Below are 15,084 nucleotides of genomic sequence, written 5' to 3'. Positions count from 1 at the left end.
CCCGTGAAGGCTGACCCACATATGAGTTGCAAATATCTGCCGGCAGGGGTATTATTTGTAATGGATTTGAAAAAAGAGCGGGTGAGGTGACAAGATGGTGACTGTTGATAAAAAACATGTTTCTACGTTGCTGCTTGTGGAAGCATACTCGGAGAAGCATAAGACAGAAGAAAAAGTGGCATTTTTTCATAAAAAATATAATAAAAATTTTGATGAATTTGAAAAAATGATGCGCGCCGATGAAGAAAATTTTACCCAATATGATGATTATATGGAGTGGAAAGCCTATAGACGGTACCTGGACAATATAGACCTTCGGATCAAAGATCTTAGAAATGGAAGTATTCAGTTTACTTGATTCCTCTCCCATCGTTCTGACATACAGAATTGTCGATTTCAAGTATTGGGAAACCGGCTCGTATGTCAAAATGCAAATTGTGCTCATAGATAACAGTGTCTTACATGTCCGCGAATATAATGATGAATTCGAACGAAATTATTCTTTTCACTGGCAGAACTCCCAGGGCGCATTTGTGATGCGATGGGATAATGCACCTCATCATAGACATTTGAAAACATATCCGAACCATATGCACAGAAATGACCTCATTGAAGAAAGTGACGTCATTACGCTCAAAGACGTATTGAAATATATAACATCCTGTATTTGATTTTGTGAAAAGGGGTGGGGTCAGGCTTGGCTTGTTGGCTTATTGAGGATGAAGTAGACGGGGGTGGGGTCAGTCTTGCGTTATTGCGTTTTTGAGAAAGGGCCCTCAAAAACACAATAACACAAGGCTGACCCCGCGACGGCTGACCTCGGAGTCCGAATCTGAAGACGTGATATCCAAATTTTAAAGCAGCGGGTAAGCAGGGGAAAGTTGACTTTTTCATAGAGGGGTATATACTGATATATATCAAATTACAAAAGGAGCTGCTTTATGGAATCAACGGCAAAAATATTTCAAAATGGGCGGTCTCAAGCGGTGCGTTTGCCTAAAGCGTTCCGTTTCAAGGGGGATGAAGTCAAAATATCCAAAAAAGGGGACAGGGTGATTCTTGAACCGCTTGAGAAAAGCAAATGGCCCGAGGGGTTCTGGGATGCTTTTCCCGTGGATCCGGATTTTGAAACGCCTGAAGCACTGCCGTCAAAAGAATTCAGTCTGGATGAATAAAGGGTTAAATGTTTCTGCTTGATACGAATATTGTCAGTTACTGGATGCGCGGAGATAGTCGCGTGATCCGGAAAATCAAGGCACATACGCCAGCTGAGCTGTTTTTGTCCACCATTACCCTGGCTGAAATATTGTATGGAATAGAAAAATCGCCGGTCAAAAAAGAAGAACGAAAAGAGAAGATTCATCAGATAATATCTGTACTGGGTATGTACGCTTTTGATGAAGCAGCTGCCCAGGAATATGCAGTTATCCGGGCGCAACTTGAAAGAGAAGGCAGGGTAATCAGTGAACGGGATACCCAGATTGCATCCATCGCCATGGCAAACAGGCTTACTGTTGTGACACATAATGTGCGGGAATTTTGCCGGGTTGATCGATTGAATGTTCAGGATTGGGTGTGAGCCGGGCTGGGGTCAGGCTTGGCTTGCGTGTGACCTTGGGTTATTGGCTTATTGAGGATGGAGTAGACGGGGGTGGGGTCAGTCTTGCGTTATTGCGTTTTTGAGAAGGGGCCCTCAAAAACACAATAACACAAGGCTGACCCCGCTGACCCCGTGAAAGCGGCTGACCCCGTGGACACCGAACATGAAGGGTTGTTGATGAAATATCGGGTTTTGTTGTTCTTGTATCTGGCGTTTCTGGTGGTGATGGTGGTGGTGCCCCTGGGCGGTTTGAATACCACCCTGTCAGATACTTTTTTGTTTCAACTGCGGCTGGATTATCTGGTTCATGCGGTGGTGTTTGCGCCGCTGGTGGTGTTGTGGCGGTTGGGCTTTACCCGCCATCCCCTGTGGCTGATAATACTGACGGGCCTGGCCCTGGCTGCGGGGTTGGAGGGGGTGCAGTATGTGTTGCCTTATCGGAGCTGGAATGTGAATGATGCTCTGGGGAATACGGTGGGGGTGGTGATGGGAAGTGCTCTGGTGGGGGTGATGAAAAGGTGGGGGCAGGTTTGGGTTGTTGGGTTGTTGGGGATGGAGTGAGCGGTGGTGGGGTCAGGAGCGGTGGTGGGGTCAGTCTTGCGTTATTGCATTTTTGAGAAAGGGCCCTCAAAAACGCAATAACACAAGGCTGACCCCGTGATTGACAAGCGGAGCTGATAAAGGGAAAGATGACACGATTCAGGCTGATTGCGGTTGATTTTTTGTTGATGACGCTGGCGTTTTTGCTGGTGAACCAGGTCAAGCGGGGGACGTTTGAGCTGCCCGAAGGGTATTGTCTGCTGCTGGGGTTGTTTTATGGGGCATGGGTGGTGTCCGGGGTGGTGGGCAAAAAATTTGTGCCCGGGGAATATGCCGGGGGCCGGGAAGGGGCCAGGACGCTGGTCAAATCAGCCCTGTATCTGGCCTTTACCATTGCGTTTGTGGTGGTGATGTTCGGGATGGTGCGGTATTCCCGGGTTCAGGTGTTTGCCACCTGCGGGGTGCTGCTGGGGCTGGAGCTGCTGGTGTGGGGGGCGGCCGTGCGGTTCGGGGGCGTGCTGCAGGGGTTAAAGATCAGGGAGGACGAATCCGGCGATGAGGTGCCGGCCGTGCAGGACCGGTTTTCGGTCAAGTTTGCCCTGGTGGATCTGGGGTTGTTTTTTGCCGCGTTTTTTGCCGTGAACTACATGAAGCGGGGGCATTTTGATCTGTTGGCCGGGTATGAACAGCTCATGGTGATGCAGCTGATGCTGGGGGCGGGGGCTGCCTTTGCCACGCAGAAATATTATGTGATCCGGCACAGGAATTTTTATTTTGCCCTGTGGCAGTGGCTCAAGGCCGGGTTTCTGCTCATGGCCGTCACCGGGGTGATGGTGTATGGGCTGCGGCTGTTTCACTATTCGCGGTTCCAGGGGTTCGGCACGGTGGCGCTGCTCATGGTGCTGGAGGCTGTGGCCTTAGGCGTGTATTTCAGTGCGCGCAAGGATCGCAAGAAGGAAGGCGATATCGAGTCCGTGGACCAGGTGCGGCAGGCTTTGGCCCAGGAGCCGTATGACCTGAATGTGGATATCGAGACCGTGCGCAAGCGGTTGATGCGGCCGGCCATCTACAAGCTGCAGCGCAGTTTTCAGCCGGATGAGCAGGCGTTTCTGGAGTTTCTTGGGCAGCATGTGGATCTGACCGATATCCTGTATGTGGAAACCCAGGTGGAGCGCAGTGCCACGTTTTTTGCCCTGCATGATGATTATCTGATGCTGCGGCTGTTCATCGGGCTGCGTAAGCTCAATGACTGCCGCAGGCTGAATGTGCATTTTCTGTCCCTGCACCAGATGCTGCTGCCGGGCGGGTATTTTGCCGGGTATGCCCATACCGTCAAAACCCATTATGAATGGATTTATTCGCGGTTTCCCCGGCCCATGGCCCATGCCGTCTATGCCCTGGATTTTCTGGTCCACCGGGTGGCACCCAAGCTGCCCTGGGTCAAAAAGGTGTATTTTGCCGTCACCAAGGGAAAATACCGGGTCATCTCCCGGGCCGAGGTGTTGGGGCGGTTGAGTTTCTGCGGGTTTGAGATCATTGCCACAAAAGTGATCGACAACCGGTTTTATTTTATCGTCCGCAAGGTCAAGACCCCGTCTGCGGACACCAGTCCCACCTATGGCCCGCTGGTGGCCCTCAAGCGGTCCGGGCTGGGGGGCAGGGCAGTGCACACCTACAAGTTCCGCACCATGTATCCTTATTCGGAATATCTCCAGCAGTACCTGTCTGACCTGCACGGGCTGGAAAAGGGCGGCAAGATCGAGAACGATTTCCGCAAGACCACCTGGGGAAAGGTGATGCGCAAGCTGTGGCTGGACGAGCTGCCCATGCTGTACAACTGGGTGAAAGGCGATTTTGCCCTGGTGGGGGTGCGGCCGTTGAGCTTCCAGTACCTGAGCGGGTATGACCAGGAATTGCAGGAGCTGCGCAAAAAAGTGCGGCCCGGCCTGGTGCCCCCGTTCTACGCCGACCTGCCCGAGACGTTCGAAGAGATCTGCGAGTCGGAACGGCGGTATATCAAGGCGTTTTTGGAGCATCCGGTGAGGACCCAGATCCGGTATTTTGTTAAGTCCTTTGTCAATATTGTCTTTAAAGGCGCAAGGAGTAAATAGTGGTGGGGTCAGGCTTGGCTTATTGGCTTATTGCATAGGGCCGCAATAAGCCAATAAGCCAAGCCTGACCCCATTTTGGGTTGAAAATTTTTGTCGGCGGGGGTATCATAGATTTAAAAGTTTGACAGATTTTATTTGTAACGCAATGTAAAAGGTGTTTGATTATGGAACAGATTGTTATTCAGGCCAATACTTCAGGAAACCTGAAAGATTTGATCCAGTCGGCTGTTGAAAATCAAACAAAAATCATTCTTTCCGGAATCTCCAGGACAAAGAGAAAACTGCAGGCCCTTGAAAAAGAAAATGGACTGGAGAGCCGGAAATTTTATGACGATTTTCAGAGCGGTAAGCTGGGCGACGATTTCAAATATATCCGTTGGGCGGGCGAGTACGAAACATTGTTGCTATTGCAAAAAGATTACAATGATCTTCAGGATATAGAATTGTGCTTATAACAGAATATTTCCAGCAAATTGAAACTCAACTTGCTGATTGTATTCATATTCTTGAGATAGATCTCCATAAGGACAAGCGCTCATTACATATTGGTATTATTGAAGGTAAGATCATTTTTATCGATGAATCCATACTCCATTTTATTGAATTTGTAAACGTCAAACAAACAACCGAAGTGTATAAATATTCTTATCATTACCAAGATTGGAATGGAAATCTGATTTTCAGATATGATATGGCCCCGCACCACCCTGAAATAGAAACCTTTCCACATCATAAGCATATCCAATCAAACAGACTCAGAGCCACGTCCCCTCCGGCGCTTGCCACAGTACTGGATGAGATCACGGATCTGATAGCGTAAAGAGCTGACCCCATTTTGGGACCCTACTCTGGGAGGGCATATGGCCAGACGGGTAAGAATCCATTATCCCGGGGCGTGTTTTCATGTGATGCTCCGGGGGAACGCAAAGCAGGAGATTTTTCAAGGTCCCGGGGATATCCGGCGGTTCGAGGAGATCCTTGGCGAGGGTGTGGCCCGTTATGGCGTAACGGTCTATGCCTACTGCTGGATGCCCAATCATGTGCATATGGCCGTGCAGGTGTCTGACACACCGTTGTCAAAGATGATGCAGAGCCTTGCCCAGCGCTATACCGGCTGGGTCAATCACAAATACGACCGGGTGGGGCATCTGTTCCAGGGGCGGTACAAGGCGGTCCTGGTGGCGGATCGGGCATACCAGATGGAGTTGATCCGCTATATTCACCTCAATCCGGTGCGGGCAGGGCTGGTGAAGACACCTGAAGATTATGGCAACAGCAGCCACCGGGCATATCTGGGGCCTGAGCAGGGCCGGACAGTAGTATCATCCTGGCTGGACATTGATGCGGCTATGGCGCTGTTCGGGCCGGATCCAGACTCAGCCCGGCTTCGGTATCGGCATTTCATGGGGGAGCCTGTGGATGAGGATCGGCTGATGCAGCTGCGAACGGGGGTAGACACGGACAATGAGCCCAAGATCCGCACCCGGAAGGACATGATTGACATCGATCTGGAGACCCTGATCCGGCGGGTGGCCGATGAGATGGATGTGACTGAAGATATGATTTCCGGTCCGGGCAGAAGCCGGCAAGTCTCCCATGCCCGGGCCATGATCGCGATTCTGGCCATGGATCATACCGCCCACACCCTTTATGAAGTGGCGGCCCGCCTGAACCGCGATGTCTCCACCCTGAGCAAACAGGTGGCGCATCTCCGGGACCGAAGGCAGAAATTCGACAGACTGGATACACAAATCAAACAATTGGTAAAAATAATCAAGTAGTGGGGTCAGGCTTGGCTTATTGGCTTATTGCAGTCCTACGCAATAAGTCAATAAGCCAAGCCTGACCCCACCTCATTTGAGGAGAAATCATGACAGATCAGACACAGAAACAGAAGAATTTTGCGCTTATCGGTGCGGCCGGGTATGTGGCGCCCCGGCATATGCGGGCCATTGCCGACACGGGCAACCGCCTGGCGGCGGCGTTGGACCCCAATGATTCAGTGGGGGTGATTGACAGCTATTTTCCGGAGGCTGCGTTTTTCACGGAATTCGAGCGGTTTGACCGGCATGCGGAAAAACTGCGGCGAAAGGGGGGTGATGCGGCCATTGATTATGTGAGCATATGTTCGCCCAATTATCTGCATGATGCGCATATGCGGTTTGCGTTGCGGATCGGGGCGGATGCCATCTGTGAAAAACCACTGGTGCTCAATCCCTGGAACCTGGATGCCCTGGCCGAGCTCCAGGCGGAGAACGGGGCACGGGTCTGGAACATCCTGCAGTTGCGGCTGCACCCGAGCATCATTGCGCTCAAGCAAAAGGTGGCGGCGGAACTGGCACAAAATCCGGACAAGATGTATGACATCGATCTGACCTATTTGACCTCCCGGGGCCGGTGGTATTTTGTGTCCTGGAAAGGGGCCCAGGAAAAGTCCGGCGGAATCGCCACGAACATCGGGATCCATTTTTTCGATATGCTCATGTGGATTTTCGGGCCGGTGAAAACCAATATCGTGCACAAGTCGGAACCGGACACGGCCGCCGGATATTTTGACCTGGCCCATGCCAGGGTGCGCTGGTTTTTGAGCGTGAACGCGGACTATCTGCCCAAAGAAGCCACGGACAAGGGCATGCGCACCTATCGGTCCATCCAGGTGGACGGGGAAGAGATCGAATTCTCCGGCGGGTTCACAGATCTGCACACCTTGAGTTACCAGGAAGTCCTGGCCGGCCGGGGATTTCCCCTGGAAGAGGCAAGGCCGAGTCTGGAGACGGTGTATACCATAAGGAATGCGGAAGTGACGGGGAAAACCGGCGAACACCATCCGTTCCTTTAAACGCTGATGGGGTCAGGCTTGGCTTATTGGCTTATTGCATAGGGCCGCAATAAGCCAATAAGCCAAGCCTGACCCCACACCAAGGAGAAGAAGATGACATTTATACATGAGACGGCGATTGTGGACGAGGGCGCGGTGATCGGTGAAGGCACCCGGGTGTGGCACTGGGTGCACATCTGCGGCGGGGCCGTGATCGGTGAGAACTGTTCGTTCGGCCAGAATGTGTTTGTGGGCAACAAGGTGGTCATCGGCAGCAATGTCAAGATCCAGAATAATGTGTCTGTGTATGACAATGTGGTGCTGGAGGATGACGTGTTCTGCGGGCCGTCCATGGTGTTCACCAATGTGTACAACCCCCGGTCTGCCGTGTCCAGAAAGGATGAATACCGCAGCACGCGGGTGGGGAAGGGCGCGACCCTGGGGGCCAACTGCACCATTGTGTGCGGCAATGATATCGGCGAATACGCGTTTGTGGCGGCCGGGGCCGTGGTGAACCGGCCGGTGAAGCCCTATGCCCTGATGGCGGGGGTGCCGGCCCGGCAGATCGGATGGATGAGCCGGTTCGGCGAACAGCTGGACCTCCCGTTGACCGGGGAGGGCGAAGCTGTCTGTCCCCACACGGGTGAGCGTTATCAACTTAAGGGATCTGAAATTATCTAAAATGGGGTCAGGCTTGGCTTATTGGCTTATTGTACAGGGCCGCAATAAGCCAATAAGCCAAGCCTGACCCCACCACAGGAGAAGATATGCAGTTTATCGATCTGGCGGCACAGCAGAAGAAAATCCGGGCCGGGATTGAGCGGCGGATCGGGCGGGTGCTCGATCATGGTAAATATATCATGGGGCCGGAGGTGTTTGAGCTGGAGGCGGTCCTGGCGGAGTATGTGGGGGTGCCCCACTGCATCACCTGTGCCTCGGGCACGGACGCGCTGCTTATGGCGCTCATGGCTTTGGATATCCAGCCGGGCGATGAGGTGATCACCGTGCCGTACACCTGGATCTCCACGGCTGAGGTCATTGCGCTGCTGCGGGCCAAACCCGTGTTTGTGGATATTCGGCCCGATACCTTCAACATGGACCCGGAGAAGATCGAGGCGGCCATCACCCCGAAGACCCGGGCCATCATGCCCGTGGGCATCTATGGCCAGTGCGCGGACATGACCCGGATCAACGCCATTGCCAGCCGGAAAGGCATCCCGGTGATCGAGGATGCGGCCCAGTGTTTCGGGGCCACCCACCACGGCCGGCGGTCGTGCAACCTGTCGCTGATCGGGTGCACCTCATTTTTTCCGTCCAAGCCGTTGGGGTGCTATGGGGACGGCGGCGCGATTTTCACGCCGGACGATGATCTTGCGGACCGGATGCGTCAGATCCGGATTCACGGGCAGAAGGTCAAGCACCAGCATCCCCTGGTGGGGATCAACGGCCGGCTGGACACGATCCAGGCCGCGATCCTGCTGGAAAAATTCACGCTGTTCCCGGAGGAATGCGAGGCCAGGGAGCGGATCGGCCGGCGCTACGACACCCTGCTGGCGGATATCCCGGACATCGTCACGCCGGTCATCGCGCCGGGCAACACCTCGGTCTATGCCCAGTATACCATCTTGGCCACAGACCGGGATGCTCTGTCTGACAACTTGAAATCCCGGGATATCCCGTCTGTGGCCTATTACACAGCCCCGCTGCATCTCCAGGGCGCGTTTGCCGACCTGGGCCATCAGCCCGGCGATTTCCCTGTATCGGAACACGTGGCAGCCCACTGCCTGAGCCTGCCCATGTCTCCCTATCTCACCCAAACTGACCAGAAAGCTGTAGCGAGGTAGTGGGGTCAGGCTTGGCTTATTGGCTTATTGCGGCCCTGTACAATAAGCCAATAAGCCAAGCCTGACCCCAGAGTTCTTATGAAAAATCCAGTGTTTATAATTGTTTGTATGTTGATTGCCTTGACCCCGCTGATGCGGGGATCGGTGCATGCCTGGGCCCACACCTTGATCCAGATCATGGTGGTGCTGGGGCTGATTCTGGTGGTGGTGAATCATCTGCAAGGGGAAAATCGCAGAAAAAAAGGCAGGTCCAGTGACACCCGGGCGGCAAAGAAATACGACAGCCTGGACAGCCGAAACCGCCGGGAATCAAATGCCGTTTCCGGGATCCGGGACGGGCTGGCCCCGGATCGGACGCTGTGGTGGATGATCGGACCGGTGGCGGCCCTGGGGGTGTGGTCCACGGTGATGTCGCCCCATCCGGCCCTGGCGTTGCAGGGGCTGATCATGCTGGCCACGTACCTGGGGTTTTTCTATCTGGTGGTGGTGTCGGTAAGATCCCGCAAAGAGCAGCGGGCACTGGTGTGGGTGGTGGTGGGCACGGCCGCGGTGCTGGGCGTGATCGGGCTGCTGGAACGCTATGATGTCCTGACCTTTACCTGGTGGGATTATTCCGGGGAAGTGGGAAAAAATCACGGCAGCACGCGGCTGTCCGGTGTGTATGTCAATGCCAACCACATGGCCGGATTCCTGGAGATGGCCATTCCCATGATGCTGGGGATGTTCCTGACCCGGTCCAGAGAGCCTGAGGCCCGCATCGGCATGATCGCATTGGCGCTGTTTCTGATTGTGTGCCAGGCCCTGACCCTGTCCCGGGGCGGGTGGACCGGCACGGCTGTGGCCCTGGTGTTCATGGCCCTGGTCTTGCTGTTCAAAAAAGGATTTGTACACAAGCGGCTGGTGGGGACCCTGCTGGGCGGTGTGGTGGTGACCGCGTTGATCGTTATGGCCAGCACACCCGTGGTGGAGCGCATCGCCACCCTGACCCAGGGAGAGATCGAGGACAGCCTCACGGGTCGTCACACCTACTGGGCCGGCACCCGGGCCATGTTTGCGGACAATCTGGCTGCCGGCACGGGGCCGGGAACCTTTTCCGTGGCGTTTTCGCCCTACCAGGTACCGGGGCTGGCAGTGCTCCCCAGATACGCCCACAGCGACTTTCTCCAGTTTCCGGCTGAAACCGGGATCCTGGCCATCCCCGTGATGCTGTGGATCGTGTACTGGTTCTTCCGAATCGGATTCAACCGCCTCAAAAGCCGCAGCCGCCAGACCCAGGGCATCACCCTGGGCGCCATGGCCGCACTGGTGGCCCTCCTCATCCACAGCTACTCCGACGGCAACCTCCAGATCCCCGCCAACGCCCTCCTTTTCATCGCCATCTCCGGCGCCGGCCTCCGCTCCTTCCGCTAAAAAGCCGGGGGTCAGGCCTGCGTTATTGTAGTTTTTGCCACGTCATGTATAAATGGCGGGAATCGGATTATATGAAACAATTAAAAAAGATGTCTGCATAAATGCCGCCTGTAATGGAAATGATCAGAATAATTTTAGCAACAATAATAGGATTTGGCCTCGCCATATATACGATATGGACATCTCTTCGCGGCAAGGCTTCAAAATATGCATTTGGAGGGGCTGTTCACGCCTTAATGGGAAATGACCAATATGCCGATATCCGGTATAAAAAGGCGCTTGAATTTGATCCGATGCATTTTGAAGCTTTGTATTACATGGCAAGAAGACATGCCGGCCAGAGGGAATTTTCCCAGTCGGTCTCATTTTATGAAAAATGCCTGAGGCAGCGGCCCGATGATCCCAATATCCTGTTCAAGCTTGGCGCTGTTTTCTATGATATGAACCACATCGAAGCGGCGGTTGACCTCTGGAAAAAGTTCATTGAAAAATCCGGAAATGAACCGAACATACGTATGGTAAAAGGGTTGCTTGAAAAGATAGAGAAAGGAGAGCAAGAGATTCTTTCAGCTCCGGAATTTCTGAATAATTTTACATGGCATGAAGAGGGGTTTGGCGAATCCTGCAGAATTGTCATATTTTTAATCGCCTTTGCAGTTGAGTTTTTCTTGCTTTTCACTTTCTTGATATAGCGTGTCCCTCCCTCCCTCCCTCCCTCCTTCCTTCCTTTCTTTTAAGCCCTCTGTAAAATCCCGCAGTTTTTCACAAAACCTTTCCAAATACCGATTTCAAACTTGAGCCGAGATCGGTCAATGCCCCTCCCTCCTCCCCCCACACTCCTCACTCCCCCCGATCCTCAAGGTCGGCTTCAACCGCCGCTTCTCCCCCCATGCCGCATTCCTCAGTTTTAAGGGTCTGACCCTGGTAAGTAATTGTTTTTACAGCTAATGATGCTTGAAATAAGGGCTGAAATGGCCTTAAAGTGAGCTTTTTGATGCTAAAAAGGGGTTTTTAAGCTTTGTCTTCGGAATATAACCATGCCACGTAGGAAAAGAATCCATATTCCGGGCTTTAGCAAGGAACCATTTGGGTTGCGAAAAATGTTTGCCAAGGGTATTATAGAGTCATGGGTTTAAAGAAACAAGTGGGGTGTTTATGACATTAAAAGAGGTCATGGAATCAGCCAGGGTACTGACAGCGCGTGAAAAGGCATTTATGGCACATTGTTTGATTTCTTCGCTGGAAACACAGCATGATGAGGATGTAGACAATGCGTGGAAAGAACTGGCTGAGAGACGGTGTGATGAACTGCTTTCCGGGAAGATCTCCGGAATGTCATGGGAAGAAATAAAAACGCAAATCAGGCCATAGCCATGCAGCGTCTGGTGTTTCATCCAGCCCTGTCTTCTGAGATTAAAGCGTCTTATGACTGGTGAAAAGCCGGGGTCAGGCCTGCGTTATTGTAGTTATAGGGAGTTTTAAGTTTTAAGTGTTAAGTTTTAAGATGTTGTGTTGGTTGCGGTGGGTATAGAGTTTGGGGTGTTTTTCGGTTGGCTGCATTCCCAGTGGCATGCAGAAAAAATTCAGACTGGATGTTCTTGACTGTCAGTATTAAACACTATAGTATGAAATAAATTATAATTTTACATGTTATAGTATGGAAAAAATATTAATATCCCATAACCGCCATTGGGAAACTCCCTATAGAGGTCTGTACCCGAGACAGGTGTTCCAAAAACTGGTCAGGCAGCTTTCAGCAAGGCATATCCAGGTATTGCAGGGGATCCGGAGAAGCGGCAAGTCCACGGTGTTCAAGCTGATGATCAATCACCTTGGGGCATTGCACGACCCCATGGAAATTTTGTACCTGAACCTTGAGGACCCTTTTTTCATCCAGTTCAGCCAGTCCCCTGAAAAACTCTACGACGTCATCGATACGGCCCGAAAATTGACGGGGAAAAAAGTCCGATACCTTTTTCTGGATGAAGTCCAGGCCATCGGCGGATGGGAAAAATATGTAAAAACCGTGTATGACAATGAGATGTTTGAAAAAATATTCATCACCGGGTCGAACGCCTCTTTGCTCAGCGGAGAATTTGCCACCCTGCTCACGGGCAGGTATCTTTCCGGTATGGTGTATCCTTTGAGTTTTTCAGAGGTGATGGCCATCAAAAACATCACGTCCCATATCCAGATGGTGCGGCGGAAGGCGGATGTGCTTGCCGTGGTGGATGACATGCTCAGATACGGGTCGTTTGCGGAAGTGTATGACAGCGATGATCAAGACCTGAAAAGGGACATCGTTTCCATGTATTACGATTCCATACTGCTCAAGGACTGCGTGTCGAACAATCATGTCCGGGATATCAAAAGCTTCAGGGAGTTGAGCTATTATCTGATTTCAAACATCACTGCGACCTATTCCTACAACTCTCTGGGCAAGGCCGTGGGCATCCATGATAAAAGTGCCAGGGAATTTGTCGCCTATCTGCAACAGGCATATCTGCTGTTTGAACTCAGACTTTTTTCCTGGTCTGTCAAAGAACAGCAGAACAACCGGAAAAAGCCCTATGTGATAGACAACGGCTTTATCAACCTGTCTTTTGCCTTTTCGCCAAACAGCGGCAGGCTGCTTGAAAACCTGGTATTCAGTGAATTGTGCAAGGCCAGCAAAGAAATCTATTTTTACAACAAAGGGTTTGAGTGTGATTTTATCATTAAAAATCCAGATCACTCCCTGGCAGCGATCCAGGTTTGTCATGAGCTGACGGACCAGAACGAAAAGCGGGAAGTGGGCGGCCTGAAAAAATTCGACGCCCAATACCCGGTTGTTTCAAAAACGATCATCACCTATGACCAGGAAACCACCGTGGACGGGATAGATGTGGTGCCGTTTTGGAAATTTTTTGGGGAATGATATCTTTTCGCAAATCGGTACGGGCGGCGGTGATCGTTGGGGTGCTGTTTTTTGTGTTCGATGCAGTGGTTTTTCATGTGCTCAAGGGCGGGATGGACCGGTATTACGAGCTGGACAAGGCGGCAAAGATTGTGAGCGTGGGGCATTCCCATTCGGTTCTGGGGATCGATGCGCAGCAGATGGAGGCGGCCCTGGGGGTGAAGGTGTCCAAATATGCCACGGCCGGGGCCAATACCCTGGACCGGTGGTGGATGGTCCGGCATTTTATCGGGCGGCAGCCGGATGTGGAGGTGGTGGTCTATGACGTGGATCCGCGGCTGTTTGATTCCGAGGGGCTCAGTTCCGCGTCCTATACCCTGTTTCTGCCGTATATGGATGATCCGGTGATGCAAAAGTACATGAAACAGGAGGCTGCCTGGCAGGAATATTATGCCGGGCGGGTGGTCCGCACCTCGCGGTTCCGGGACCAGACTCTGAATATCGCGTTGCGGGGACTGCTGGGAAAAATCGAGAACAAAAAATCCTCAACCATGAGGCTGGAAAATTACCAGGGGTTTCTGGAACGGGAGCAGGAGCGTAAAATCCGGATCAATCCGGCTGCGGTGCAATGTTTTCAGGACACTGTGCAGTTTCTCACGGACCGGGGCAAAACCGTGGTCCTGGTGTTCATCCCCGTGGCAGACCTGCTCAACGCCATCGACCCGGCGGCCCAGGCAAAGGTGGTACAGATGTTTTCCGACCTGGCCGACACCAACGAAAAGGTGGTCTTCCTGGATTACAACAAAGACTACCACACCCGCCACGAACTGTTCTACGATCTGCGCCACCTCAACGCCGACGGCAACGCCCTCATCACCAACCGCCTCATTCAAGATTTAATCCCCTACTTAAAACTTAACACTTAAAACTTAACACTCATGACCCCAGAATTGATTCTTGGTTACCCCATATCCACGCTTCCTAAAGACGAAAGCATCCGCCAGATCCGGAATTGGCTTGAAACGGAAGGCAACGAAAAAGTATTCGTGTGCGCCAACCCCCATTCCCTGGTGATAGCGGATGCGGACCCGGAGTTTCGGGCCGCGATTCATGGGGCCGACCTGGTGACGCCGGACGGGGCCGGGATTGTGCTGGCATCCAGGCTCCGGCGCGGGCGGATCCGGGAGCGGGTCACGGGCAGCGATATTTTCTACGGGCTGAGCCGGGCTGTGGACCAGGGCGTTGCCGGGCGGCCGTGCCGGTATTTTTTCCTGGGGTCCACACCGGAGACACTGGGAAAGATCGAAAAAAAACTGGCAGTCGATTATCCGGGGATCGCGTTTGCCGGGGCGTATTCGCCGCCGTTCAAGGAAGTGTTCAGCGAGGCGGACAGCCGGAAGATGGTGGATGCGGTGAATGCGGCCAAGCCGGATGTGCTGTGGGTGGGGATGACCGCACCCAAGCAGGAAAAATGGATCCACCAGCACCGGGACCGGCTGGATGTACGATTTATCGGGGCTGTGGGCGCCGTGTTCGACTTTTACACCGGCCGGGTGAAGCGTTCCTCACCCGTGTTCCAGAAGCTGGGCCTGGAATGGCTGCCACGGTTGATCCAGGAGCCCCGGCGCCTGTTTTATCCTATATAGCGGGGTCTGACCCCGGTAAGTCTCTGTTTTTAAATAAGATATTGTCTAAAACAAGACCCAAAAACGTCTTAGCGCGCACTTTTTGATGCCAAAAAGAGCAGTTTAAGCTAAGTCGGCAGCGTTTAAATCAGCAACGGAGTCACCCTGCTTTATTGTAGTTATTGACACGTCAGGTATTTAAAATATGCAATCCATATCCTCTTTGACATATCCGGGAAT

The 15,084-nt window shown here is 52.7% G+C and carries 18 protein-coding genes; all 18 read left to right on the top strand.

Annotation, left to right across the window (positions count from 1 at the left end; all coding sequences use genetic code 11):
- The first annotated feature begins 94 nt into the window (after positions 1 to 94).
- The 18 genes from K365_RS0115760 (at position 95) to K365_RS0115675 (ending at position 14,865) form a co-directional block, all read left to right on the top strand.
- Positions 95 to 358 (top strand): hypothetical protein, encoded by a 264-nt coding sequence (locus K365_RS0115760; RefSeq protein WP_006968379.1) that lies wholly within the window; start codon positions 95 to 97, stop codon positions 356 to 358.
- Positions 336 to 671 carry a toxin-antitoxin system TumE family protein gene (locus K365_RS28785; RefSeq protein WP_024335351.1) on the top strand — a complete coding sequence of 112 codons (336 nt, stop codon included), beginning with the start codon at positions 336 to 338 and terminating at the stop codon, positions 669 to 671. Before K365_RS0115760 ends, K365_RS28785 begins: the two co-directional genes overlap by 23 nt.
- Before the next feature lie 270 nt (positions 672 to 941).
- Positions 942 to 1,175, top strand: coding sequence for an antitoxin (locus tag K365_RS0115750; protein ID WP_024335350.1), 234 nt, complete (start codon positions 942 to 944; stop codon positions 1,173 to 1,175).
- 8 nt (positions 1,176 to 1,183) lie between these two features.
- Positions 1,184 to 1,579, top strand: a complete 396-nt coding sequence (locus K365_RS0115745) for a type II toxin-antitoxin system VapC family toxin (RefSeq protein WP_024335349.1) — start codon at positions 1,184 to 1,186, stop codon at positions 1,577 to 1,579.
- Between the two features lie 198 nt (positions 1,580 to 1,777).
- Complete coding sequence (locus K365_RS0115740; RefSeq protein WP_156887738.1) at positions 1,778 to 2,161, top strand: VanZ family protein; 384 nt, start codon at positions 1,778 to 1,780, stop codon at positions 2,159 to 2,161.
- Positions 2,162 to 2,289: 128 nt separating this feature from the next.
- Positions 2,290 to 4,251, top strand: a complete 1,962-nt coding sequence (locus tag K365_RS0115735) for a sugar transferase (RefSeq protein ID WP_024335347.1) — start codon at positions 2,290 to 2,292, stop codon at positions 4,249 to 4,251.
- A 164-nt stretch (positions 4,252 to 4,415) separates the two neighbouring features.
- Positions 4,416 to 4,706: a hypothetical protein gene (locus tag K365_RS0115730; protein ID WP_024335346.1), complete on the top strand. Its 291-nt coding sequence runs from the start codon at positions 4,416 to 4,418 to the stop codon at positions 4,704 to 4,706.
- A complete protein-coding gene (locus K365_RS0115725; RefSeq protein ID WP_024335345.1) occupies positions 4,697 to 5,071 on the top strand; it encodes a toxin-antitoxin system TumE family protein in 375 nt (124 codons plus the stop codon). Before K365_RS0115730 ends, K365_RS0115725 begins: the two co-directional genes overlap by 10 nt.
- Positions 5,072 to 5,111: 40 nt before the next feature.
- Positions 5,112 to 6,032 carry a transposase gene (locus K365_RS0115720; protein ID WP_024335344.1) on the top strand — a complete coding sequence of 307 codons (921 nt, stop codon included), beginning with the start codon at positions 5,112 to 5,114 and terminating at the stop codon, positions 6,030 to 6,032.
- 89 nt (positions 6,033 to 6,121) lie between these two features.
- A complete protein-coding gene (locus K365_RS0115715; protein WP_024335343.1) occupies positions 6,122 to 7,090 on the top strand; it encodes a Gfo/Idh/MocA family protein in 969 nt (322 codons plus the stop codon).
- A gap of 93 nt (positions 7,091 to 7,183) precedes the next feature.
- Positions 7,184 to 7,750: an acyltransferase gene (locus tag K365_RS0115710; RefSeq protein ID WP_024335342.1), complete on the top strand. Its 567-nt coding sequence runs from the start codon at positions 7,184 to 7,186 to the stop codon at positions 7,748 to 7,750.
- A gap of 86 nt (positions 7,751 to 7,836) precedes the next feature.
- On the top strand, positions 7,837 to 8,913 hold the full coding sequence (locus tag K365_RS0115705; protein ID WP_024335341.1) for a DegT/DnrJ/EryC1/StrS family aminotransferase: 1,077 nt from the start codon (positions 7,837 to 7,839) through the stop codon (positions 8,911 to 8,913).
- Between the two features lie 120 nt (positions 8,914 to 9,033).
- Positions 9,034 to 10,323: an O-antigen ligase family protein gene (locus K365_RS0115700; RefSeq protein WP_245569189.1), complete on the top strand. Its 1,290-nt coding sequence runs from the start codon at positions 9,034 to 9,036 to the stop codon at positions 10,321 to 10,323.
- A 101-nt stretch (positions 10,324 to 10,424) separates the two neighbouring features.
- Positions 10,425 to 11,015 (top strand): tetratricopeptide repeat protein, encoded by a 591-nt coding sequence (locus K365_RS0115695; RefSeq protein WP_156887737.1) that lies wholly within the window; start codon positions 10,425 to 10,427, stop codon positions 11,013 to 11,015.
- 463 nt (positions 11,016 to 11,478) lie between these two features.
- Positions 11,479 to 11,694, top strand: a complete 216-nt coding sequence (locus tag K365_RS0115690; protein ID WP_024335338.1) for an addiction module protein — start codon at positions 11,479 to 11,481, stop codon at positions 11,692 to 11,694.
- A 286-nt stretch (positions 11,695 to 11,980) separates the two neighbouring features.
- Complete coding sequence (locus K365_RS0115685; protein ID WP_024335337.1) at positions 11,981 to 13,240, top strand: ATP-binding protein; 1,260 nt, start codon at positions 11,981 to 11,983, stop codon at positions 13,238 to 13,240.
- The gene (locus K365_RS0115680; RefSeq protein WP_156887736.1) at positions 13,237 to 14,145 is read left to right on the top strand and encodes a hypothetical protein; all 909 of its coding nucleotides are present in this window, start codon (positions 13,237 to 13,239) and stop codon (positions 14,143 to 14,145) included. The genes K365_RS0115685 and K365_RS0115680 overlap by 4 nt, the downstream gene beginning before the upstream one ends.
- 12 nt (positions 14,146 to 14,157) lie before the next feature.
- On the top strand, positions 14,158 to 14,865 hold the full coding sequence (locus tag K365_RS0115675; RefSeq protein WP_084489861.1) for a WecB/TagA/CpsF family glycosyltransferase: 708 nt from the start codon (positions 14,158 to 14,160) through the stop codon (positions 14,863 to 14,865).
- Positions 14,866 to 15,084: the final 219 nt, after the last annotated feature.

It is taken from the genome of Desulfotignum balticum DSM 7044 (assembly GCF_000421285.1).
Taxonomy (GTDB): domain Bacteria; phylum Desulfobacterota; class Desulfobacteria; order Desulfobacterales; family Desulfobacteraceae; genus Desulfotignum; species Desulfotignum balticum.
Note: the sequence above shows the minus strand (reverse complement) of the source record. Positions and strands in the feature narration are given on the sequence as shown.